The 21,652-nt window shown below is 72.1% G+C and carries 20 protein-coding genes; 13 read left to right on the forward strand and 7 right to left on the reverse strand.

Annotation, left to right across the window (positions count from 1 at the left end; translation table 11 throughout):
* Positions 1-50: 50 nt before the first annotated feature.
* Together ACGF5G_RS03765 and ACGF5G_RS03770 are read right to left on the reverse strand one after the other, a co-directional pair.
* Positions 51-1,427 carry an NAD(P)/FAD-dependent oxidoreductase gene (locus tag ACGF5G_RS03765; RefSeq protein ID WP_393258719.1) on the reverse strand — a complete coding sequence of 459 codons (1,377 nt, stop codon included), beginning with the start codon at positions 1,425-1,427 and terminating at the stop codon, positions 51-53.
* Between the two features lie 79 nt (positions 1,428-1,506).
* On the reverse strand, positions 1,507-2,853 hold the full coding sequence (locus ACGF5G_RS03770) for an aspartate aminotransferase family protein (RefSeq protein WP_393258721.1): 1,347 nt from the start codon (positions 2,851-2,853) through the stop codon (positions 1,507-1,509).
* A gap of 481 nt (positions 2,854-3,334) precedes the next feature.
* Here ACGF5G_RS03770 and ACGF5G_RS03775 point away from each other — a divergent pair, with 481 nt between their 5' ends.
* Genes ACGF5G_RS03775 through ACGF5G_RS03785 form a run of 3 tightly spaced genes read left to right on the forward strand, consistent with a single transcriptional unit; the run spans position 3,335 to position 4,480 of the window.
* Complete coding sequence (locus ACGF5G_RS03775) at positions 3,335-4,105, forward strand: Scr1 family TA system antitoxin-like transcriptional regulator (protein WP_393258723.1); 771 nt, start codon at positions 3,335-3,337, stop codon at positions 4,103-4,105.
* Positions 4,096-4,284 carry a DUF397 domain-containing protein gene (locus tag ACGF5G_RS03780; protein ID WP_393258725.1) on the forward strand — a complete coding sequence of 63 codons (189 nt, stop codon included), beginning with the start codon at positions 4,096-4,098 and terminating at the stop codon, positions 4,282-4,284. Before ACGF5G_RS03775 ends, ACGF5G_RS03780 begins: the two co-directional genes overlap by 10 nt.
* 1 nt (position 4,285) lies before the next feature.
* On the forward strand, positions 4,286-4,480 hold the full coding sequence (locus ACGF5G_RS03785) for a DUF397 domain-containing protein (RefSeq protein ID WP_393258727.1): 195 nt from the start codon (positions 4,286-4,288) through the stop codon (positions 4,478-4,480).
* 42 nt (positions 4,481-4,522) lie between these two features.
* Here ACGF5G_RS03785 and ACGF5G_RS03790 read toward each other — a convergent pair whose 3' ends face one another.
* Positions 4,523-5,035 carry an Lrp/AsnC family transcriptional regulator gene (locus ACGF5G_RS03790; RefSeq protein WP_393258729.1) on the reverse strand — a complete coding sequence of 171 codons (513 nt, stop codon included), beginning with the start codon at positions 5,033-5,035 and terminating at the stop codon, positions 4,523-4,525.
* A 204-nt stretch (positions 5,036-5,239) separates the two neighbouring features.
* On the opposite strand from ACGF5G_RS03790, the gene ACGF5G_RS03795 reads away from it, so the two are divergent.
* Genes ACGF5G_RS03795 through ACGF5G_RS03835 form a run of 9 tightly spaced genes read left to right on the forward strand, consistent with a single transcriptional unit; the run spans position 5,240 to position 13,751 of the window.
* Positions 5,240-6,424, forward strand: coding sequence for an extracellular solute-binding protein (locus ACGF5G_RS03795; RefSeq protein ID WP_393258731.1), 1,185 nt, complete (start codon positions 5,240-5,242; stop codon positions 6,422-6,424).
* A gap of 5 nt (positions 6,425-6,429) precedes the next feature.
* The gene (locus ACGF5G_RS03800; RefSeq protein ID WP_393259216.1) at positions 6,430-7,605 is read left to right on the forward strand and encodes an ABC transporter ATP-binding protein; all 1,176 of its coding nucleotides are present in this window, start codon (positions 6,430-6,432) and stop codon (positions 7,603-7,605) included.
* Positions 7,602-8,513 carry an ABC transporter permease gene (locus ACGF5G_RS03805; RefSeq protein ID WP_393258733.1) on the forward strand — a complete coding sequence of 304 codons (912 nt, stop codon included), beginning with the start codon at positions 7,602-7,604 and terminating at the stop codon, positions 8,511-8,513. The genes ACGF5G_RS03800 and ACGF5G_RS03805 overlap by 4 nt, the downstream gene beginning before the upstream one ends.
* Positions 8,514-8,515: 2 nt before the next feature.
* Positions 8,516-9,319 carry an ABC transporter permease gene (locus tag ACGF5G_RS03810; protein WP_393258735.1) on the forward strand — a complete coding sequence of 268 codons (804 nt, stop codon included), beginning with the start codon at positions 8,516-8,518 and terminating at the stop codon, positions 9,317-9,319.
* A complete protein-coding gene (locus tag ACGF5G_RS03815) occupies positions 9,316-10,776 on the forward strand; it encodes an NAD(P)/FAD-dependent oxidoreductase (protein ID WP_393258737.1) in 1,461 nt (486 codons plus the stop codon). The genes ACGF5G_RS03810 and ACGF5G_RS03815 overlap by 4 nt, the downstream gene beginning before the upstream one ends.
* Positions 10,776-11,978, forward strand: a complete 1,203-nt coding sequence (locus ACGF5G_RS03820) for a saccharopine dehydrogenase C-terminal domain-containing protein (RefSeq protein WP_393258739.1) — start codon at positions 10,776-10,778, stop codon at positions 11,976-11,978. The genes ACGF5G_RS03815 and ACGF5G_RS03820 overlap by 1 nt, the downstream gene beginning before the upstream one ends.
* A complete protein-coding gene (gene speB / locus ACGF5G_RS03825) occupies positions 11,975-12,988 on the forward strand; it encodes an agmatinase (protein WP_393258741.1) in 1,014 nt (337 codons plus the stop codon). Before ACGF5G_RS03820 ends, speB begins: the two co-directional genes overlap by 4 nt.
* Positions 12,989-13,047: 59 nt before the next feature.
* Positions 13,048-13,443 carry a type II toxin-antitoxin system RelE/ParE family toxin gene (locus ACGF5G_RS03830; protein ID WP_393258743.1) on the forward strand — a complete coding sequence of 132 codons (396 nt, stop codon included), beginning with the start codon at positions 13,048-13,050 and terminating at the stop codon, positions 13,441-13,443.
* Positions 13,440-13,751 carry a helix-turn-helix domain-containing protein gene (locus tag ACGF5G_RS03835; protein ID WP_393258744.1) on the forward strand — a complete coding sequence of 104 codons (312 nt, stop codon included), beginning with the start codon at positions 13,440-13,442 and terminating at the stop codon, positions 13,749-13,751. Before ACGF5G_RS03830 ends, ACGF5G_RS03835 begins: the two co-directional genes overlap by 4 nt.
* A gap of 198 nt (positions 13,752-13,949) precedes the next feature.
* Here ACGF5G_RS03835 and ACGF5G_RS03840 read toward each other — a convergent pair whose 3' ends face one another.
* The 3 genes from ACGF5G_RS03840 to ACGF5G_RS03850 form a co-directional block, all read right to left on the reverse strand.
* The gene (locus ACGF5G_RS03840) at positions 13,950-15,884 is read right to left on the reverse strand and encodes a proprotein convertase P-domain-containing protein (RefSeq protein ID WP_393258746.1); all 1,935 of its coding nucleotides are present in this window, start codon (positions 15,882-15,884) and stop codon (positions 13,950-13,952) included.
* Positions 15,885-16,056: 172 nt separating this feature from the next.
* The gene (gene gabT / locus ACGF5G_RS03845; protein WP_393258748.1) at positions 16,057-17,331 is read right to left on the reverse strand and encodes a 4-aminobutyrate--2-oxoglutarate transaminase; all 1,275 of its coding nucleotides are present in this window, start codon (positions 17,329-17,331) and stop codon (positions 16,057-16,059) included.
* A gap of 5 nt (positions 17,332-17,336) precedes the next feature.
* Positions 17,337-18,773, reverse strand: coding sequence for a gamma-aminobutyraldehyde dehydrogenase (locus tag ACGF5G_RS03850; protein ID WP_393258750.1), 1,437 nt, complete (start codon positions 18,771-18,773; stop codon positions 17,337-17,339).
* A 136-nt stretch (positions 18,774-18,909) separates the two neighbouring features.
* Between ACGF5G_RS03850 and ACGF5G_RS03855 the strand changes: the two genes are divergently transcribed.
* A complete protein-coding gene (locus ACGF5G_RS03855) occupies positions 18,910-20,349 on the forward strand; it encodes an aldehyde dehydrogenase family protein (protein WP_393258752.1) in 1,440 nt (479 codons plus the stop codon).
* Between the two features lies 1 nt (position 20,350).
* Here the strand turns inward: ACGF5G_RS03855 and ACGF5G_RS03860 are convergent, their stop codons facing one another.
* Positions 20,351-21,598 (reverse strand): SUKH-3 domain-containing protein, encoded by a 1,248-nt coding sequence (locus ACGF5G_RS03860; RefSeq protein WP_393258754.1) that lies wholly within the window; start codon positions 21,596-21,598, stop codon positions 20,351-20,353.
* Between the last annotated feature and the right edge of the window lie 54 nt (positions 21,599-21,652).

A 21,652-nucleotide genomic window follows, 5' to 3' on the forward strand; every position in this document is an offset into this window, starting at 1 on the left:
CAACGGGCTCGTGGGTGGGTGGGGGGGGTGGGGGCGAGTGGGGTGGTGGGTTAGTGGGTTAGGAGGCGGGTGAAGAGGGTGGCGCGGCGGGAGGGGCGGTTCGTGCGGTTCTCCGCCGCGTCGGCGGAGAACATCAGCCGTAGGCCCGCGTTCACGGCCAGCCAGCGCAGTGGCTCCGGCTCCCATTTCGGGGAGCGGTGGTTCACCCAGGGCAGGGCGGTCAGGTCCGTCCGCTCGCCCCGGATCAGGTCGGCCAGGGTCCGACCGGCGAGGTTGCTGGTGCCCACGCCGTCGCCGACGTAGCCGCCGGCCCAGGCCAGCCCGTCGGCCCGGTCGAAACCGACCGAGGCCGCCCAGTCCCGGGCCACCCCGAGCGGGCCGCCCCAGGTGTGGGTCACCGGCACGTCCGGGCCGAGCACCGGGAACAGCTCGCCGAGCGTACGGCGCAGTGCCGCGAAGACCGCCGGCTCCCGGTCGTGGGCGGGGGAGACCCGGGAACCGAAGTGGTAGGGCGCGCCCCGGCCGCCGAAGGCGAGTCGGCCGTCGGCGGTGCGCTGGCCGTAGACGATGACGTGCCGGTGGTCGGAGAAGGTCTCCCGCTCGGCGAGGCCGATCCGCGCCCAGGTCGCGGCGGGCAGCGGCGCGGTCGCGACCATCAGCGAGTAGACCGGCGCGACGGCGCGGCGCTGCCCCGGCAGGCCGGGCGTGTAGCCCTCGGTGGCCCGCACCACCACCGGCGCGCGCACCGTGCCGGCCGGGGTCACCGCCGCACCGGGCCGGATCCGGGTCACCCGCGTGCCCTCGTGGATCGTCACCCCTCGGCGCTCCACCGCCAGGGCCAGGCCCCGCACCAGCCGGGCCGGGTGCACCGCCGCGCAGTGCGGGGTGTACGTGCCGCCGCGTACCCCCTCGGCGGCGCAGCGGGCGGTGGCCTCGTCGGCGTCGAGCAGCGCCAGGTCCTCCGGCCCGAGCCCGTACGCCCGTGCCTCCGCGACAGCTGCGCGCGCCCGGTCGAGCTGGGGGGCGGTGCGGGCGAGCATCACCGTCCCGCCGTACGCCCAGTCGCAGTCGATGCCCTCGGCCGCGACGACCCGGCCGACCTCGGCGACGGTGGCGTGCAGGGCGCGCTGCATGGCGATCGCGGCGTCCCGCCCGTGCCGGCGGGCCAGCGCGGGCAGCGAGGTGGGGAACAGTGCCGAGCACCAGCCCCCGTTGCGGCCGGATGCGCCGTAGCCGGCGACCTGTGCCTCCAGCACGGTGATCCGCAGCGTCGGGTCGGCGACCGCGAGGTAGTACGCCGTCCAGAGCCCGGTGTAGCCGGCCCCGACGATCACCACGTCCGCGTCGGCGTCGCCGGTCAGCGGCGGGCGCGGGGTCAGCGGCTCGTCCACGGTGGACAGCCAGTACGACAGGTCCTGGTAGCGCATCGGCCGCTCCGGGTGCGGAAACGGCCGGGTCGGCCACACGCCGCGGGGCGCGCGGCCGGCCCGGCCGGGTGGACGAGGGTTACAGGCGCGCCCACGCCTCGGTGAGCACGGCGCGCAGGATCTGCTCGATCTCGTCGAACTGCTGCTGCTCGGCGATCAGCGGCGGCGCGAGCTGTACGACGGGGTCGCCCCGGTCGTCGGCGCGACAGTAGAGCCCGGCGGAGAAGAGCGCGGTGGAGAGGAAGCCGCGCAGCAGCCGCTCGGACTCGGCCTCGTCGAAGGTCGCCCGGGTGGTCTTGTCCTTGACCAGCTCGATGCCGTAGAAGTAGCCGTCGCCGCGTACGTCGCCGACGATCGGCAGGTCGTACAGCTTTTCCAGGGTGGCGCGGAAGGCCGCCTCGTTGGCCCGGACGTGCCCGACCAGGTCCTCGCGGGCGAAGACCTCCAGGTTGGCCAGGGCCACCGCGCAGGAGACGGGGTGGCCGCCGAAGGTCACGCCGTGGGCGAACATGCCGGTCTCGGTCAGGAACGGCTCCATCAGCCGGTCACTGGCGATCATCGCGCCGAGCGGGGCGTAGCCGGACGTGATGCCCTTGGCGGTGGTGATGATGTCGGGCTGGTAGCCGTACCGGACGGCGCCGAAGTATTCGCCGAGCCGGCCCCAGGAGCAGATCACCTCGTCGGAGACGAGCAGCACGTCGTACGCGTCGCAGATCTCCCGGACCCGCTCGAAGTAGCCGGGCGGCGGCGGGAAGCAGCCGCCGGAGTTCTGCACCGGCTCCAGGAACACGGCGGCGACCGTGTCCGGCCCCTCCCGCTCGATGGCCCGGCCGATCTCCTCGGCGGCCCAGCGGCCGAACGCCTCGGGGGAGTCGCCGTGCTCGGGGGCGCGGTAGAAGTTGGTGTTCGGCACCTTGATGCCGCCGGGGACCAGCGGCTCGAAGTCGCTCTTGATGCCGGGCAGGCCGGTGATCGACAGCGCGCCCATCGAGGTGCCGTGGTAGGCGATGTAGCGGCTGACCACCTTGTGCTTGTTCGGCCTGCCGGTGCGCTTGAAGTAGGCGCGGGCGAGCTTCCACGCCGCCTCGACCGCCTCGGAGCCGCCGGTGGTGAAGAAGACCCGGTTCAGGTCTCCGGGGGTGAGCGTGGCGATCCGCTCGGCCAGCTCGACGGCCTTCGGGTGGGCGTACGACCAGAGTGGGAAGTAGGCCAGCTCGCCGGCCTGCTTGGCGGCGGCCTCGGCCAGCTCGGTGCGCCCGTGGCCGGCGTTGACGACGAAGAGCCCCGCGAGGCCGTCCAGGTAGCGGCGGCCCTGGGCATCCCAGACGTACGCGCCCTCGCCGCGCACGATGGTCGGCACCTCGCCGGCGGAGTAGCTCGCCATCCGGGTGAAGTGCATCCAGAGGTGGTCGGTGGCGTCGGCCATGTCAGCCCCATCGGGTCTCGGGCCGGTCAGGGGTGACACCGGCCGCTCTGCCCACGGTTATCCCACAGCCCGGCGGCCGAAAGCAAGTGGTATCGGTGGCGTGTGGTCGGTATGGCAACGGAATCAGCGAGTAGCCATAGCATGAACGACGGAATCCGTATTGCGAGGTCGTGAGGTGAACGGTGGGTGGGATCGCGTCGGACGGGCGCTGTCGAGCTGCCCCGTCGGTGAGACCGCGTCGGGGCGGGCCGCGGTGAGACCGCGTCGGGGCGGGTCGCGGTGAGACCGCGTCGAGGGGGATGCGGTGAGACCGCGTCGAGGCGTCGCGTTCGGGACACCTTCGGGGCACTTCGGTTGCGCTCGCGGCGCACCTGAGGTGCGCGAAACACATCCCACCGCGACACGCCGGTAGGCGGCGGACGCCGGCACCGAGCGTGGCTATCGTGCGCCGGAGCGTGAACCCGCGTGGAGGGAGGATCCGATGGCCAACGAGGCGCTGCGGGTGGCGATGGCCGCCAAGGGGGAGACCGTCGAGTCGCTGGCGGAGAAGGTGCGCGTCGACCCGAAGACGGCGGGCCGGTGGCTCACGTCGGGTCGGATCCCGCACCCCAGGACCCGGCTGGCGGTGGCCGAGGTGCTCGACCGCGACGCCGCCGAGCTGTGGCCCGAGCCGTTCCGCCGCCGTGACCTGCCCTGGTTCCGCCCCTGGGCCGAGCTGGAACAGGACGCCATCTCGATCCGGTCCTACCAGCCGCTGCTGGTGCCGGGCCTGCTTCAGACCGAGGGGTACGCCCGCGCGGTGCTGGCGACCGGCGGCCTGCTGTCGGCGGCCGAGGTGGACCAGATCGTGGCCGGCCGGTTGGAGCGCCAAGAAATCCTCTGTCGTGAGGAACCTCCGCAGCTCGTCGTCGTGATCGACGAGGTGGTGCTTCGCCGGCCGGTCGCGGGCCGGGCGGTGATGGCCGAGCAACTGGCCCATCTCGCTGCGATGGCGCAGCGGGAGCACGTGCAGATCCGGGTGATCCAGGCCGAGGGCCCGTGGCACACGGGGTTGGCCGGTCCGTTCGTGCTGGCCCGACTCCGGGACGGGGTCGAAGTGGCCTATCTGGACAATCAGCTCCGTGGTCAGATGGTGACCGACGGCATCGATGTTGCTAGCCTGGGTCGGAGGTGGGAGAGCGTCACCGGTGAGGCGCTTCCCTGCCGCCGGTCGATCGCACTGATCCGAGAGGTGGCGCAGACATGGATCTGACGGAAGCCCGCTGGCGCACCGCCACCCGCAGCAGCAACAACGGCGGCGACTGTGTCGAGGTGGCCGACAACCTTCCGGGCCGGGTGCTGGTGCGGGACAGCAAGGACCGTGCGGGTGGCGTCCTTGCCTTCTCGCCCGGGGCGTGGCGCACCTTTGTCAATCGGCTGCGGCAGGGCTGAGATGGCCGACGCCCGCTGGCGCACCGCCACCCGCAGCAGCAACAACGGCGGCAACTGTGTCGAGGTGGCCGACAACCTGCCTGGCCGGGTGCTGGTGCGGGACAGCAAGGACCGCGTCGGCGGCACCCTCAGCTTCGCGCCCGACGCCTGGCGGGCGTTCGTCGCCTCGGTCGGGCGCGGCGGGGGTGTCGGCTGAGGCCGACCGGCGCCTGAAGCTGGTCGGCGGCGAGCGGCTTGATCAGGCGGTGCCCCAGGTGTACGTCTGCTTGCGCAGCTTGAGATAGACGAACGCCTCGGTGGCGAGCACGCCCTCGACCGCCCGCAGCCGCTGGAGGATCTCCAGCAGGTGGTCGTCGTTGCGGCAGACCACCTCGGTCAGCAGGTCGAACGAGCCCGCCGTGATCACCACGTAGTCGACCTCGTCCAGCTCGGCGAGGCGGTCGGCCACGGCCTCCAGGTCGCCGTTCGTACGCAGGCCGATCATGGCCTGGCGGGGGAAGCCGAGCTGGAGCGGGTCGGTCACCGCGACGATCTGCATCACCCCGGCGTCGAGCAGCCGCTGCACCCGCTGGCGCACCGCCGCCTCCGACAGCCCGACCGCCTTGCCGATGGTCGCGTACGGCCGGCGACCGTCCTCCTGGAGCTGCTCGATGATCTGCTTCGCCACGTCGTCGAGCAGTGCGTGGCTGGCACCCTCGCGGACGGTGACCCTGCGTCCGCCGTTGCCGTTGTCGTGCTGCCGGTTCGTCATCGACCGCTCCCCATGTCCGTACCCGGGCTGAGCCTAGTGCCCCCGGGCAGTCTGGCGTATTTCGTCGTGCAGAGCTATTCCGGCAACGGAATCCCTTGTAAGGAAGGTCACCTCATGTCAGGATCAGTCGTCCACCGCACCTGACCCTCCCGTCGGCGCGCCGCCCCCGTCCCGCCGCCGACGACGACCCCTAGGAGTCGTCACATGCGTACTCCCTTTCGGCCCCTCACCCGGCGTGGACTCCTGACCGGCACCCTCGGCTCGGCCGCGCTGCTCGCCGCCGGCGGCTCGCTGGCCGGCTGCGGCACCAAGGCCGCCACCCAGACGGAGGCCGGCTGCGTCAGCGAGGACCTGTCCGTCACCGAGAAGAAACTGGCCTTCTCCAACTGGCCGCAGTACATGGACGTGGACGAGAAGGACGAGTCCAAGCGGCCGACCCTCGACGCGTTCGTCGCCCAGAGCGGCATCCAGGTCGCCTACACCGAGGACGTCAACGACAACAACGAGTTCTTCGGCAAGGTGCAGAACCAGCTCGCGGGCTGCCAGGGCACCGGCCGGGACGTCATGGTCCTCACCGACTGGATGGCGGCGCGGATGATCCGCCTCGGCTGGATCCAGAAGCTCGACAAGTCGAAGCTGCCCAACGTCGAGGCCAACCTGCTGCCGTCGCTGCGCAACCGGTCCTTCGACACCGAGAACCAGCTCGCCATCCCGTGGCAGTCCGGCCTGGCCGGGCTGGCCTACAACGGCAAGGTGACCAAGGAGATCCGGACGGTCGACGAGCTGCTCACCCGCCCCGACCTCAAGGGCAAGGTGACGGCGCTGTCCGAGATGCGCGACACCATGGGCCTGCTGCTCCAGTCGAACGGCCACGACCCGGCGAACTTCACCGGCCCGCAGTTCGACGACGCGCTCAACAAGCTCAAGAAGGCCGTCGACTCCGGCCAGATCCGCCGGTTCACCGGCAACGACTACGCGCCGGACCTCGCCAAGGGCGACATCGCCGCGTGCATCGGCTGGTCCGGCGACGTCATCCAGCTCGGCTTCGAGGACGACAAGGTCAAGTTCGTGGTGCCCGAGTCGGGCGTGATGCTCTGGTCGGACAACGCCGTCGTGCCGAACAAGGCCACCCACAAGGGCAACGCCGAGCAGATCATCAACTACTACTACGACCCGGCGGTCGCCGCGAAGCTCGCCGCGTTCGTGAACTACATCTGCCCGGTCCAGGGCGCCAAGGCCGAGATGGAGAAGATCGACCCCGAGCTGGCCGCCAACCCGCTGATCTTCCCCGACGACACCATGCTGTCGAAGTCCAAGGTCTTCATGGCGCTGGACGAGAAGCAGGAACGCGAGTACGAGAGCAAGTTCCAGCAGGTCATCGGGGCGTGAGCGGCATGGGCGGCATGGGCGGGGCGACTGTGGGGCGCGAGACACCGGCCGGCGACCTGCGGCTGGCCAGCCTCACCAAGCGGTTCGGCATCTTCACCGCCGTGGACGACCTCAGCCTCACCATCCCGCAGGGCTCGTTCTTCGCCCTGCTCGGGGCGTCCGGCTGCGGCAAGACCACCACCCTGCGGATGATCGCCGGGCTGGAGGAGCCGACCAGCGGGCAGGTGCTGCTCGGCGACCGGGACATCGCCCGGCTGCGCCCGTACAAGCGGCCGGTGAACACCGTCTTCCAGAGCTACGCGCTCTTCCCGCACCTGAACGTCTTCGAGAACGTGGCCTTCGGGCTGCGCCGGCGCGGCATCCGCTCGGTCGACGACCAGGTCATGGGCATGCTCGCGCTGGTGCAGCTCGACGACTACGGCCACCGTCGTCCCGCCCAGCTCTCCGGCGGGCAGCAGCAGCGGGTCGCCCTGGCCCGCGCCCTGGTCAACCGCCCGCAGGTGCTGCTGCTGGACGAGCCGCTGGGCGCGCTCGACCTGAAGTTGCGCCGGCAGATGCAGATCGAGCTGAAGCGGATCCAGACCGAGGTCGGCATCACGTTCGTGCACGTCACCCACGACCAGGAGGAGGCCATGACGATGGCCGACACGGTCGCGGTGATGAACGCCGGGAGGATCGAGCAGCTCGGCTCACCCGCCGACATCTACGAGTTCCCGGCCACCGCGTTCGTGGCGAACTTCCTCGGCCAGTCCAACCTGCTCGCCGGCGAGGCCGCCGGCCCGGGCGGCGGCGAGGTGGCGGTCTCGGCGCACGGCAACCGCTTCTCGGTGCCCGCCGGCCGGGCCCGGGTCGACCGGGGGCCGGTCCACCTGGGCGTACGCCCGGAGAAGCTGCACCTGGTCGACGGAGTCGACCAGGTCCCCGCCGGGCACCAGCACGTCACCGGGGTGGTCACCGACGCCTCCTACGTCGGGGTCAGCACCCAGTACCTGCTGCGCACCGGCTGGGGCAGTGAGTTGTCGGTCTTCGTGGCCAACAGCGGCGTGACCGGCCCGCTGGCGGTGGGCAGCGAGGCGGTGGCGCACTGGGACCCGCGGCACGCCTTCCTGCTGCCCCGGGCGCCCGGCGAGCACGACCGGACCACGCCGGTCCTGGACGAGCCGGTGGGTGCGTCCTCGTGACAGCCCTCGCGCACATGCCCGGTTCGGGGCGGTCGACGGGGCCCCCGCCGACCCGCCGGTCCGGTCGGCACCGGTTCCTGCCGTACCTCCTCCTGCTGCCCGGCGCGGCGTGGCTGTTCCTCTTCTTCGCCGTGCCGCTGTTCCAGCTCGCCGCCGCCAGCCTCTACGACCCCGCCGGCTCGCTTGCCACCGGGTACGCGCTGACCTGGGCGGTCGGCAACTACCCGGACGCGCTCGCGGCGTACTGGCCGCAGTTCACCCGGTCCTTCGTCTACGCCGGCATCGCGCTGGTGCTGGCGCTGCTGATGGGTTACCCGCTGGCATACGCGATCGCGCAGAAGGCCGGCCGGTGGAAGAACCTGCTGCTGGTCTGCGTGGTCGCGCCGATGTTCACCAGCTTCCTGGTGCGCACGCTGGCCTGGAAGACCATCCTGTCCGACAACGGCTGGGTCGTCGGGCTGCTGCGCGACGTGCACCTGCTCGCCCCCGACGGTCGGCTGCTGGCCACCCCGGTCGCGGTGGTGCTCGGCCTCACGTACAACTTCCTGCCCTTCCTGGTGCTGCCGCTGTACGCGAGCCTGGAGCGGCTGGACCACCGGCTGCTGGAGGCGGCGAGCGACCTCTACGCCAGCCCGCTGCGGGTGTTCCGCCGGGTCACGCTGCCGCTGTCCATGCCGGGCCTGGTCGCCGGCACGCTGCTGTTCTTCATCCCGGCCAGCGGCGACTACATCAACGCCGAGCTGCTCGGCACCCCCAACGAGTACATGATCGGCAACGTCATCGACTCGGCGTTCCTGGTCCGGCTGGACTACCCGCAGGGCGCGGCGCTGTCCTTCCTGCTGATGGCGGCGATCCTCGCGGTCGTCTTCGTCTACCTGCGCCGAGCCGGCACCGAGGAGGTGCTCTGACCGTGGGACACCGCATCGGTCGCTGGCTCGCCGAGCGCTGGGTGATGGGCGTGGCGCTGCTGGTGCTCGGCTACCTCTTCCTGCCGATCGCCGTGGTCGCCGCCCTGTCCTTCAACCGCCCGTCCAGCCGCCTGTCGTACGACTTCCACGAGTTCACCCTCGACAACTGGCGCAACCCGTGTGCCACCTCGGACATGTGCGACGCGGTGGTGCGCAGCGTCCAGATCGGCTTCATCGCCACCGTGGTCGCCACGGTGCTCGGCACCCTGATGGCGTTCGCGCTGGTGCGACACCGGTTCCGCGGCCGGTCCGGGATCAACGTGCTGATCTTCCTGCCGATGGCCACCCCCGAACTGGTGATGGGCACCTCGCTGCTCGCCCTCTTCGTCTCCGCCGGGGTGCCCCAGGGCTTCTGGACCATCGTCATCGCGCACGTCATGTTCTGCGTGTCGTTCGTGGTGGTCACCGTCAAGGCGCGGCTGGCCGGGATGGACTCCCGACTGGAGGAGGCCGCGATGGACCTCTACGCCAGCGAGTGGCAGACCTTCCGGCGGATCACCCTGCCGCTGGTGCTGCCCGGCATCGTGGCCGCCGCGCTGCTGGCGTTCTCGCTGTCGTTCGACGACTTCATCGTCACGAACTTCAACGCCGGCACCACCGTCACGTTCCCGATGTACGTCTGGGGCGCCGCCCAGCGGGGCATCCCGCCGCAGGTCAACGTCATCGGCACGGCGATGTTCGTGGTCGCGCTGCTGCTGGTGCTCGCCAGCACCCTGCGCGGCCGGCGGGCGAAGCGGCTGCCATGACGCCCCCGCCCACCGGCCGGGCGCTCGCCGACGCGGCGCCCGTGCCGTACTGGCTGGACCGCCCGGAACGCCCCGACCCGCTGCCGCCGCTGCACGGCGGCACCGACACCGACCTGCTGGTCGTCGGCGGCGGCTACAGCGGCCTCTGGGCGGCGCTGCTCGCCAAGCAGGACGACCCCGGCCGGGACGTGCTGCTGGTGGAGGCGGGCACCTGCGGCTGGGCGGCGTCCGGGCGCAACGGCGGGTTCTGCGCCGCCTCGCTGACCCACGGCCTGGGCAACGGCGTCGAACGCTTCCCCGACGAGATCGACGTGCTGGACCGGCTCGGCCGGGACAACCTGGACGCCATCGCCGACACCGTGGCCGCGTACGGCATCGACTGCGAGTTCGAGCGCACCGGCGAGCTGTCCGTGGCGGTCGAGCCCCACCAGCTCGACGGGCTGGCCGCCGACGTCGACCTGGCCCGCCGGTTCGGCCACGACGTGCGGCTGCTCGACCGCGACGAGGTACGCGCCGAGGTGGACTCGCCGACGTACCTCGGCGGGCTGTGGGACCGCGACCGGGTGGCGATGCTCGACCCGGCGAAGCTGGCCTGGGGCCTGCGCCGCGCCTGCCTCGACCTCGGCGTGCGGATCCACGAGCACACCCGGGTCACCGGGCTGCGCCGCGACGGGGCCGCGCTGCGCGCCACCACCCGCGGTGGACCGTCCGACGCGCCCGGGGCCGACGACCCGGGACCGGGCGGCCACGGCGCCCCCGGCTCGGTGCGCGCGCGGCGGGTCGTCCTCGCCACCAACGCGTTCCCGCCGCTGCTGCGCCGGCTGCGGGCCTGGCTGGTGCCGGTCTACGACTACGCGCTCACGACCGAGCCGTTGACCGCCGCGCAACGCGAATCGATCGGCTGGCGCAACCGGCAGGGGCTCGCCGACACCGGCAACCAGTTCCACTACTACCGGATCACCGGCGACGGGCGGATCCTCTTCGGCGGCTACGACGCCGTCTACCACTACGGCAACCGGATGGCCCCCGAACTGGCCCAACGGCCGGCCACCTTCACCGCCCTCGCCCAGCACTTCTTCGCCACGTTCCCGCAGCTCGCCGACGTGCGCTTCAGTCACCGCTGGGGCGGCGTCATCGACACCTGCACCCGGTTCTGCCCGTTCTTCGGCACCGCGTACGACGGCCGGTTGGCGTACGCGGCCGGCTACACCGGCCTCGGCGTCGGCGCCACCCGGTTCGGCGCCCGCGTGGTGCTCGACCTGCTGGGCGGCGGGCAGACCCCGCTGACCCGGCTCGACCTGGTGCGCAGCAAGCCGCTGCCGTTCCCGCCGGAGCCGTTGCGGGCCACCGGCATCCACCTCACCCGCTGGTCCCTGGCCCGGGCCGACGCGCGAGCGGGACGGCGCAACCTCTGGCTCCGTACGCTCGATCGTCTTGGTTTGGGGTTTGATTCCTGATGCGGATCCTGCTCGTCGGCGCCGGTGGGGTCGGCTCCGCCGCCGTCGCCATCGCTGCCCGCCGCTCCTTCTTCGAGACCATGATCGTCGCCGACCGCGACCCCGCCCGCGCGGCGCGGGCCGTGGCCGGCCACGGCGACCGGTTCGTCCCCGCCACCGTCGACGCCTCCTCGGCGGACGCGGTCGCCGCGCTGTGCCGCGAGCACCGGATCACCCACGTGCTCAACGCGGTCGACCCGCGCTTCGTCCTGCCGATCTTCGACGGGGCGTTCGCGGCCGGCGCGGACTACCTCGACATGGCCATGTCGCTGTCCCGGCCGCATCCCGACCGGCCGTACGCCGAGACCGGGGTCAAGCTCGGCGACGACCAGTTCGCCGCCGCCGAGCGATGGTCGGCCGCCGGCCGGCTGGCGCTGTGCGGCATCGGCGTCGAGCCGGGCCTGTCGGACGTCTTCGCCCGCTACGCCGCCGACGAGCTGTTCGCCGAGATCGACGAGATCGGGGTACGCGACGGCGGCAACCTCACCGTCGACGGCTACGACTTCGCGCCGTCGTTCTCCATCTGGACCACCATCGAGGAGTGCCTCAACCCGCCGGTGATCTGGGAGGCCGGCCGCGGCTGGTACACCACCCCACCGTTCTCGGAGCCGGAGGTGTTCGACTTCCCCGAGGGCATCGGCCCGGTCGAGTGCGTCAACGTCGAGCACGAGGAGGTGCTGCTGATCCCGCGCTGGGTCGCGGCGAAGCGGGTTACCTTCAAGTACGGCCTCGGCAACGAGTTCATCGAGGTCCTCAGGACCCTGCACAAGCTCGGCCTCGACGCGGCGTCCCCGGTGCGGGTGAGCGGCGTGACCGTCGCGCCCCGCGACGTCGTGGCGGCCTGCCTGCCCGACCCGGCGACCCTGGGCGACCGGATGCGCGGCAAGACCTGCGCCGGCACCTGGGTGCGGGGCACGGCGCGCGGCGGCCGGCCGCGCGAGGTCTACCTCTACCACGTGGTCGACAACGAGTGGTCCATGACGGAGTACGGCCACCAGGCCGTCGTCTGGCAGACCGCCGTGAACCCCGTCGTCGCCCTGGAACTGCTCGCCACCGGCGCGTGGTCCGGGTCGGGGGTGATCGGCCCGGAGGCGCTGCCCCCGCGCCCCTTCCTCGATCTGCTCACCGGCTACGGCTCACCCTGGGGGATGCAGGAGCGATGACCCGCTACGGCCCGATGTTCGGCCCCGACGTCACCTTCCTCGGCGTCGACCGCTGCGCCCTCGACGACCCGTCGTCCTTCGCCGACGCCGACGTCGTGATCGTCGGCGCGCCCTTCGACGGCGGCACCTCGCACCGGCCGGGCACCCGGTTCGGCCCGTCCGCCATCCGGCAGGCCTGCTACCTGCCGCACGACGGCTCCCGCCCGTCCCTTGCGCTGCGCGTCGACGCGCTGCGCGACCTGCGGGTGTACGACGCCGGCGACGTCGAGATGTTCTCCGGCGACATCGAGCGGTCCCTGGCCGCCCTGGAGTCCGCCGTGCACGCGGTCGCCTCGGCCGGCGCGATCCCCGTCGTGCTCGGCGGCGACCACTCCATCGCGCTGCCCGACGCGACCGGCGTCGCCCGCCACCACGGGCTGGGCCGGGTGTCGCTGGTGCACTTCGACGCGCACGCCGACACCGGGGACATCGAGTTCGGCAGCCTGCACGGGCACGGCCAGCCGATGCGCCGGCTCATCGAGTCCGGCGCCGTACGCGGCGACCGGTTCCTCCAGATCGGCCTGCGCGGCTACTGGCCCGGCCCTGCCGTGCTGTCCTGGATGGCGGAGCAGCGGATGCGGTCGTACGAGATGACCGAGCTGGTCGCCCGGGGCCTGGACGACTGCCTGACCGAGGCGTTCACCATCGCCACCGACGAGTGCGAGGGGGTCTTCCTCTCCGTCGACGTGGACGTGGTCGACCCGGGCATGGCACCCGGCACGGGCACCCCGGAGCCCGGCGGGCTGACCTCCCGGCAACTGCTCGACGCGGTGCGGCGCTGCTGCTACGAGCTGCCGGTCGTCGGCGTCGACGTGGTCGAGGTCGCCCCGCCGTACGACCACGCCGACATCACCGCGTACCTGGGTAACCGCGTGGTGCTCGAGGCGCTGTCGGCCATCGCCCGCCGCCGCCGCGACGCCGCCGGCCACCCGCCCTGGACCCCGACCCAACCCCTCCTCGACTCCCGCTGATCGGAGATCACCTCGCTCGGGCGCCAGGGAGACTGTTTAGTTCGAGCTATAGTTGCGTCATGAGCGGTGCGACCGGGGGACGTTGGTCCGTGCGGGTCACCGGCGAGGTCCGGCAGTGGCTCCGGGAGCTGCGGCATACCGATCCGGACACGTACCGGAGCGTGAGCGTGGCCGTCGACATGCTCGCGGAGGTCGGGCCCGGGCTGGGGCGTCCGCTGGTCGGCACGCTGCGGGGCAGCGCCATCAGTAATCTCAAGGAGTTGCGTCCCAGGTCAGGGCGGGACGTCGCGGTTCGGGTGCTGTTCGTCTTCGATCCCTGGTCCCAGGCCGTCCTGCTCGTGGCAGGCAACAAGGCGCACAACTGGACGCGCTGGTACCACGACAACATTCCACTGGCGGAGGTCGCTTACAAGGCTTGGCTCGACCATGAGAGCAGGCGAAGGGGGGAGTCGTGACCGAGTTTTACGACTGGGAAGACGTCCGTGACGAGCTTCGTGACGACGAGACGGAGCACGAGAGGGAGCGGGCGCGTACCGAAGCGTGGGTGAGCGCGTTCCACCTGGCCGAGGAGCGTAAGCGGCTGGGGCTGACCCAGCGCCAGGTGGCCGAACTGATGGGCGTCACCCCGGGACGGGTCAGTCAGATCGAGAACGGTGACCTCGATGTCAACGAGGTCACCACGTTGAGCCGCTACGCCGCAGCCCTGGGCGCTCGGCTACGCATCATCTTCGACTACGGCAACGACCTGCGGCAGATCGCCTGACCGCCCGTCTCCCGATCCGACCCGGGTAGGCGAGGCGGGCGGGGCCCTGGTGCTGTGGGTCGACCTGGGGCGGGAGGGTCAGCGGATGGCGGCGGCCTGGTTGTGGGCCCAGGTGGTCGTCCGGTGCACGGCCCCTCGCCGCGACGGCGAGGGGCCCTGCGACGGTGGCGGCCCGTCGGGGCCGTCCGTTCCGGAGACCTACAGGGTCAGGGTCCAGGTGTCGATGTAGCCGGTGTCGCCGGACGCGGCGTCCTGGACGCGCAGGGTCCAGTTGCCGTTACGGGTCTCCGCGGAGAGGTTGACCGTGTAGGTCTGGTTGATGTTGTCGGCGGAGCTGCCGCTGCGGTTGTGCAGGGTGTAGGCGCTGCCGTCGGGGGCGACGAGGCTGACGACCAGGTCCCCGATGTAGGTGTGCACGATCTGCACCGCGACCTTGCTGCTGGACGAGGCGGTGCCGGTGCAGCCGCTGATCGCGACGGTGCTGGTGACCGTCGCGTTGTCACCGACGGTCACGTTGGTGCCGTTGGTGCCGGTGCACTCCTGCGTGCCTGAGCCGCCCAGGTTGAGCGTCCAGCTGTTCAGGTAGCCGGTGTCGCCGGCGCCGGCGTCCTGGACGCGCAGCTTCCAGGTGCCGTTGGCGACCTCCGACGACAGGTTGACCGGGTAGGTCTGGTTGATGTTGTCGGTGGAACCGCCGCTGCGGTTGTGCAGGGTGTAGGCGCTGCCGTCCGGGGCGACGAGGCTGACGACGAGGTCCCCGATGTAGGTGTGCACCAGGTTCACCGCGACCGTGCTGGTGGCGCTGGCGTTGCCCGTGCAGCCCGCGATGGTGATGGTGCTCTCCACCGTGACGTTGTCCCGGATCGTCACGTCGGTGCCGTTGGTCTGGGTGCAGCCGGTGGTCGGCGGGGGCGTGGTGCCGCCGTCGCCGAGGTTGAGCAGCTTGTTGGGCGAGCCGGTGCCGGGGCTGGTCACCACGTTGCTGGTGGCGTCGGCGACGAGCTTGTCGCGCACCTGCTGCGGCGTGAACGACGGGTTGGCGGCGAGCACGAGCGCGGCGGCGCCGACCACGTGCGGGGTCGCCATCGAGGTGCCGCTGATGGTGTTCGTGGCGGTGTTGCTGGTGTGCCAGGCCGAGGTGATCGAGCTGCCGGGGGCGAAGATGTCCAGGCAGGTGCCGATGTTGGAGAACGACGAGCGGGCGTCGGTGTTGGTGGTCGAGCCGACGGTGATCCCGGCGGGGGTGCTGGCCGGCGAGCTGTCACAGGCGTCGGCCCCGTAGTCGTTCCCGGCCGCGAGGCCGTAGCTGACGCCGTCGGCGATGGAGCGGGCCACCGCGTCGTTGAGGGCCTGGCTGAAGCCGCCGCCGAGGCTCATGTTGGCCACCGCGAGCTGGCCGGCGGCGTGGTCGCCGGTCACCCAGTCGACGCCCTGGATGACGCCGGCGTCGGTGCCGCTGCCCTGGCAGTCGAGCACCCGGACGCCGACGAGGGTGACGCCCTTGGCCACGCCGTGGGCGCTGCCGCCGACCGTGCCGGCGACGTGGGTCCCGTGCCCGTTGCAGTCGTCGGCGCTGCCGCCGTCGATCGAGTCGAACCCGGTGACGGCCCGGCCGCCGAAGTCGCCGTGGCCGAACCGGATGCCGGTGTCGATGATGTACGCCTTCACGCCCGAGCCGGTGTTCGGGTAGGTGAACGAGTTGTTCAGCGGCAGCGCGCGCTGGTCGAGCCGGTCCAGGCCCCAGGACGGCGTGGGGCTCTGCGTACCGCTGATCCGTACGGTGTGGTTCTGCTGGACGTAGCTGATCGACGGGTCGGCGGCGAGCCGCTTGGCCTCGGCCTCGGACATCCGGGCCTCGAACCCGCGCAGCGCGTTCTGGTACGTCCGGTTGACCGCGCCGCCGTGCCGGCCGGCGAGGTCGCGCGCCCGCTTCGTGACGTCGGCCCGCCCCACGGTCGCGTCCTTGAAGACGACGATGTACGACCCGTCGACGGCGGTGGGGCCGCCTGCCAGGAGGATCTGCCCCTCGACGGGGGCTGCCGTCGCGGGTGCGCCGAACGCCACGGCGGTGGCGACGGCGGTGGTCAGCACGCCGAGACGCCAGCGGCGCGCGGCAAGGTGGGGAGGTGTCATCCCTCGGGTGTTCCTCTCGCTCCACGACGGCGGGTCCCGCCATCGATCGCAATTGATCAAATTGAGCAAGAGCGTAGAACGTCCGCGGCGCGATGTGTAGATCGATCGATGTTTGGTTACTCGGGGGAAACAAAGATAGGGGTGGGTGCGGTGCCGCCCCGCGCCCGCGCCGCTACGCGCCGAAAGCCTCGTCCAGGATGTCCAGCCCTCGACGCAGCTCGGTGTCGGAGATCACCAGCGGTGGCAGGAAGCGCAGCACGTTGCCGTACGTGCCGCAGGTCAGGGTGAGCAGGCCGGCGGCGTGACAGGCCGCCGAGACCGCCGCCGTGGCGACCGGGTCGGGCGTCAGGGTGCCGGGCCGGACGATCTCCACGGCGAGCATCGCGCCCCGGCCACGTACCTCGGCGACGCGGGGATCACGGTCCGCCACGGCGCGCAGGCGCGCCGTCATCGCCGCGCCGATCCGGCGGGCCGCTCCCGCCAGGTCCAGCTCGTGCATGGTCGCGATCGCCGCGAGCGCCGCCGCGCAGGCGATCGGATTCCCGCCGTACGTGCCGCCGAGCCCGCCGACGTGCACCGCGTCCATCAGGTCGGCCCGGCCGGTGACCGCGGCCAGCGGCAGGCCGCCGGCGATGCCCTTGGCGAGGGTGACCAGGTCCGGCTCCACGCCCTCGTGCTGGCAGGCGAACCAGTCGCCGGTGCGGCAGAACCCGGTCTGGATCTCGTCGGCCACGAACACCACCCCGGCCGCCGTCGCCCACTCCCGCAGCGCCGGCAGGAATCCCGGCGCCGGTACGACGAACCCGCCCTCGCCCTGGATCGGCTCGATCAGCAGCGCGGCGACGTTCTCCGCGCCGACCTGCTTCTCGACCGTCTCGATCGCGCGGGCCGCGGCGGTCGACCCGTCCAGCCCGCCGTCGCGCAGCGGGTACGACATCGGCACCCGGTAGACCTCCCCGGCGAACGGCCCGAACCGGTGCTTGTACGGCATGTTCTTCGCGGTCAGCGCCATGGTCAGGTTGGTCCGGCCGTGGTACGCGTGGTCGAACACCACCACCGCCGGCCGCCCGGTGGCGTGCCGGGCGATCTTCACGGCGTTCTCCACCGCCTCGGCGCCCGAGTTGAACAGCGCGGACCGCTTGTCGAACGTGCCCGGGGTGAGCGCGTTGAGCTGCTCGCAGACCGCCACGTACGACTCGTAGGGGGCGACCATGAAGCAGGTGTGCGTGAAGCGCTCGACCTGCGCCCGTACCGCCTCGACCACGCGCGGCGCGGAGTTGCCGACGTTGGTGACGGCGATGCCGGCCGCGAAGTCGATCCACTCCCGGCCGTCGACGTCGACGATGGTGCCGCCCGACGCGTGGTCCACGTAGGACGCGACGGTGCTGCCGACACCGCGGGCCACGGCCGCGCCGCGCCGCTTGTGCAACTCGTCCGAGGAGGCCATCGCGCTCAGCCCTCGATGTTGTGCATGACGTGCTTGATCCGGGTGTAGTCCTCCAGGCTGTAGACCGAGAGGTCCTTGCCGTGGCCGGAGTGCTTGAAGCCGCCGTGCGGCATCTCCGAGACGAACGGGATGTGCGTGTTCACCCAGACGCAGCCGAAGTCGAGCCGGCGGGTCATCCGCATCGCCCGGCCGTGGTCCTTCGTCCAGACCGAGGCCGACAGGCCGTAGTCGACGCCGTTGGCCCAGCGCACCGCCTCGTCCTCGTCGGAGAACCGCTGCACCGTGATGACCGGCCCGAACACCTCGTCCTGGATGATCTCGTCGGACTGGCGCAGCCCGCTGACGACGGTCGGCGCGTAGAAGTAGCCGCGCTCGCCGAGGCGCGAGCCGCCGGTCCGGAGGTCGGCGTGGTCGGGGAGCCGGTCGACGAAGCCGCTGACCCGGGAGAGCTGGTTGGCGTTGTTGAGCGGGCCGTAGAGCACGTCCGCGTCGTCCGGCGCGCCGGTCTTCGTGTTGCGGGCCTGCTCGGCCAGCGCCGCCACGAAGTCGTCGTGGACGCCGGGGCCGGCGAGCACCCGCGTCGCCGCCGTGCAGTCCTGCCCGGCGTTGAAGTAGCCGCCGACCGCGATCGCCTCGGCCGCCGCCGCCACGTCCGCGTCGTCGAAGACCACCACCGGGGCCTTGCCGCCCAGCTCCAGGTGGGTCCGCTTGAGGTCGGGGGCCGCGGCGGAGGCGACCTCCATGCCCGCGCGGGTCGAGCCGGTGATCGACACGAGCTGCGGGGTCGGGTGCGACACGAGCGTACGACCGGTGTCCCGGTCGCCGCAGACCACGTTGAACACCCCCGGCGGGAAGAACTCCGACGCGATCTCGGCCAGCAGCAGCGTCGACACCGGCGTGGTGTCCGACGGCTTGAGCACCACCGTGTTGCCGGCGGCCAGGGCCGGGGCGATCTTCCAGACCGCCATCATCAGCGGGTAGTTCCACGGGGTGACCTGCGCGCAGACGCCGATCGGCTCGCGCCGCACGTACGACGTGTGCCCCGCCATGTACTCGCCGGCCGAGCGCCCCTCCAGCATCCGGGCCGCCCCGGCGAAGAAGCGGAACTGGTCGACCGCCGGCGGCAGCTCCTCCTCGGCGGTGAGCTGACGCGGCTTGCCGGTGTTGCGTACCTCGGCGTCGACCAGTTCGGCGGCGCGGGCCTCGACCGCGTCGGCGAGCCGGAGCAGCGCCCTCTGCCGCTCGGCCGGGGTCGTGTCCCGCCAGGTCTCGAAGGCGTCGGCGGCGGCCCGCATCGCCGCGTTCACGTCGCCGGGCCCGGACACCGGGGCCTGCGCGAAGACCTCTCCGGTGCACGGGTCGACCAGGTCGGCGTAGCCGCCGTCGGTCGGCTCGACGTAGTCGCCGTTGACGAAGTTGCGCAGCTGCTGCTGGTCACTCATGACGGGCTCACTCCCAGAGGGGGGCGGTCTGCGGCGGTTATCGCAATCTGACTGCCATCTTGGCCACTGAATTCGCGGCAGACAAGGGTTGACGCGACTGTTTCCGTGGAAGGGTTGGTCGTCTACGCTGCTCCACGTGGAGTCCGCAGCCTTCTATGTCGCCTCCCGCCCCGCCCACGGCGAGGGCGAGCTGACCGTCCACCACCCTTACGACGGGCGCGCCGTCGGTCGTACCACCCTCGCCACCGCCGCCCAGGTCGAAGCGGCCGTCGCGGCAGCCGCCGGGGTGGCCGCGACGGCCGCGGCCCTGCCCGCGCACGCCCGCGCGGCGGCCCTGGACCACGTGTCCCGGCGGCTCGCCGAGCGGGCCGACGAGATCGCGCGGCTCATCACCGCCGAGAACGGCAAGCCGCTCAAGTGGGCGCGGGCCGAGGTGGGCCGGGCCGTCTCCACCTTCCGCTGGGCGGCCGAAGAGGCCCGACGGTTCTCCGGCGAGCTGCAACGCCTCGACACCGACCCCGCCGCCACCGGGCGGATCGCCCTGGTCCGGCGGGTGCCGAAGGGGCCGGTGCTCGGCATCGCGCCGTTCAACTTCCCGCTCAACCTCGTCGCGCACAAGGTCGCCCCGGCCATCGCGGTCGGTGCCCCGATCGTCGTCAAGCCCGCCCCCGCCACCCCGCTGTCCGCGCTGCTGCTGGGCGAGCTGCTCGCCGAGACCGACCTGCCGGAGGGCATGTTCTCGGTGCTGCCGTTGCCCAACGAACGCGCCGCCGAGCTGGTCGCCGACCCCCGGCTGCCGGTGGTGTCGTTCACCGGCTCCGGGCCGGTCGGCGCGGCGATCCGCCAGTCCGTGCCCGACAAGCACGTCACCCTGGAGCTGGGCGGCAACGCCGCCGCCGTGATCTGCGAGGACTGGAACACCGACGAGGACCTGACCTTCGCCGCGCACCGCATAGCGACGTTCTCCAACTACCAGGCCGGGCAGTCGTGCATCGCCGTGCAGCGGGTCTACGTGCACGAATGGCTCTACGACGCGTTCCTGCCCCGGCTGGTCGCGGCCGTGCAGGAGCTGCGCACCGGCGACCCGTCCGACGAACTGACCGACGTGGGCCCGCTGGTGTCCGAGGAGGCCGCCCGCCGCGTCGAGGCGTGGGTGGACGAGGCGGCCACAGCCGGCGCCACCATCGAGGTGGGCGGCCGGCGCGAGGGCGCCACCTACCCGCCGACCGTGCTCACCGGGGTGCCAGCGGACGCCAAGGTCTGCGCCGAGGAGGTCTTCGGGCCGGTGCTGGTGGTCGCCCCCGTCGAGCACGACCAGGCTGCGTTCGCCGCCGTCAACGACTCGGCGTACGGGTTGCAGGCGGGCGTCTTCACCCATCGCCTGGATGTCGCCTTCGCCGCGCATCGCGCCCTGGAGGTCGGCGGGGTCATCGTCGGCGACGTGCCGTCGTACCGGGCCGACCAGATGCCGTACGGCGGGGTCAAGGGCAGCGGCGTCGGGCGCGAGGGACTGCGCAGCGCGATGGAGGACTACACCGACCCGCGCGTCATGGTGCTGACCGGGATGGCGTTGTAGCTCACCAGGTGCCGTCGTCCCAGGTGCCGTCGTCGCGGACGCGGGCCGGGGCGCGGCCGAGCAGCAGGGTGGTCAGCGCGGCGTCGACATCCGCGCCGAGGAACCACTCGCCGGCCTGGTCCAACGCGAACACCCGACCCCGCTCGTCGACAGCGAGGATGCTGTCACCGTGCTCGGACCCCATGGGGAAGAGTCGCACCCCGAGGATAGCGGCGAAATCGGCCAGCGTGTCGGCCGAGTGCGCGCTCCGGAGTGGATTGGTCGTGAACCGACTGATCCACACCGCCTCGCCGGGGCCCCGGCGACTGCTCACGACGGCGGGGAAGGAGGTCAGCGCCCGCTCCGCCGCCGGGAACGGCTCGTGGCGGTGTCGCTGGCCGGTGACCTCGCACGTCTCGCGGATAGCCCCGGCGGCCAGGGCCGGATTGAACTCGCTGTCCTCCCAGCCGGCCTCCATCAGCGCGTCCGCGACCGCGGATGGAAAGCGGTCCGGATGATGCGGGCGCTGTGGCTCCGGATGCCATTCGGCGGTGAAGGCCAGCTCGGACCAGGGCAACACGTTGAAGTGCACCAGGAAGTTGAGACACGAGTCGCAGGCGCGCTCGGCCCTGCCGCCGTACGGGTCGCCCGGCTCGCGCACCCGGAAGACCTCGAAGCGGGCGCCGCCCAGCAGCGTCTCCGCGTCGGCCATGCCCAGTGGGGCGATGCCCTCGGCGGCGCGGCGGTGGTCGTAGTCGTGCAGGGCGTCCGAGACGACGATCAGCTCGGCGTGCCGGTCGCCGCCGCGCGCCAGGTGGCCGGCGGGCAGCTCGTCCAGGTAGGCCCGGACCAGCGGGTGGTGGCGCAGCTCGACATCGCCCTTGGCCCCCTGCGCGCGGAACAGCCGGCCCTCCACGGTCAGGTGCGCCGCCGCGCCGGGGGTGGGTAGCCGGCGGATCTCGCGGAGCAGTTGGCTCGCCGGATCGACCGTGCGCGGCGCGCCCGGGCCCTCCGCCCGGCTGGTGCGGTACATCTGCTCGACGATCTCCACCGGCACGCGCGGCCAGGTGGTCACCTCGCCGGTCTGCTTGTCCACCACGGTGGTCGGCAGCTCGCCCGGCACCGTCCTCGCGTCGATGGACACAGTGGACGTGATCACGTAACCGAGGTCGAACTCGTCGACTGTCGGGCGGCACTCGTGTCCCAGGCGCTGCGACTCGCGGCGGGCCCACACGGCGGCGAGTTGCTCGGCCTGCTGGCGATCGATCACGGGCTCGAAACTACCGGACCCCACGGAATCGTGGCGGCCGGTATGGTTCGCCCT

Source organism: Micromonospora sp. NPDC047730 (assembly GCF_043204765.1).
In the GTDB taxonomy this organism is placed as follows: domain Bacteria; phylum Actinomycetota; class Actinomycetes; order Mycobacteriales; family Micromonosporaceae; genus Micromonospora.

Coding starts and splice junctions, on each gene's coding strand:
- ACGF5G_RS03770 (WP_393258721.1), bottom strand. CDS start 2,853: ATGGCCGACGCCACCGACCACCTCTGGATGCACTTCACCCGGATGGCG.
- ACGF5G_RS03795 (WP_393258731.1), top strand. CDS start 5,240: ATGCGTACTCCCTTTCGGCCCCTCACCCGGCGTGGACTCCTGACCGGC.
- ACGF5G_RS03785 (WP_393258727.1), top strand. CDS start 4,286: ATGGCCGACGCCCGCTGGCGCACCGCCACCCGCAGCAGCAACAACGGC.
- ACGF5G_RS03850 (WP_393258750.1), bottom strand. CDS start 18,773: ATGAGTGACCAGCAGCAGCTGCGCAACTTCGTCAACGGCGACTACGTC.
- ACGF5G_RS03800 (WP_393259216.1), top strand. CDS start 6,430: ATGGGCGGCATGGGCGGGGCGACTGTGGGGCGCGAGACACCGGCCGGC.
- ACGF5G_RS03820 (WP_393258739.1), top strand. CDS start 10,776: ATGCGGATCCTGCTCGTCGGCGCCGGTGGGGTCGGCTCCGCCGCCGTC.
- ACGF5G_RS03765 (WP_393258719.1), bottom strand. CDS start 1,427: ATGCGCTACCAGGACCTGTCGTACTGGCTGTCCACCGTGGACGAGCCG.
- ACGF5G_RS03815 (WP_393258737.1), top strand. CDS start 9,316: ATGACGCCCCCGCCCACCGGCCGGGCGCTCGCCGACGCGGCGCCCGTG.
- speB (WP_393258741.1), top strand. CDS start 11,975: ATGACCCGCTACGGCCCGATGTTCGGCCCCGACGTCACCTTCCTCGGC.
- gabT (WP_393258748.1), bottom strand. CDS start 17,331: ATGGCCTCCTCGGACGAGTTGCACAAGCGGCGCGGCGCGGCCGTGGCC.
- ACGF5G_RS03840 (WP_393258746.1), bottom strand. CDS start 15,884: ATGACACCTCCCCACCTTGCCGCGCGCCGCTGGCGTCTCGGCGTGCTG.
- ACGF5G_RS03775 (WP_393258723.1), top strand. CDS start 3,335: ATGGCCAACGAGGCGCTGCGGGTGGCGATGGCCGCCAAGGGGGAGACC.
- ACGF5G_RS03790 (WP_393258729.1), bottom strand. CDS start 5,035: ATGACGAACCGGCAGCACGACAACGGCAACGGCGGACGCAGGGTCACC.
- ACGF5G_RS03830 (WP_393258743.1), top strand. CDS start 13,048: ATGAGCGGTGCGACCGGGGGACGTTGGTCCGTGCGGGTCACCGGCGAG.
- ACGF5G_RS03780 (WP_393258725.1), top strand. CDS start 4,096: ATGGATCTGACGGAAGCCCGCTGGCGCACCGCCACCCGCAGCAGCAAC.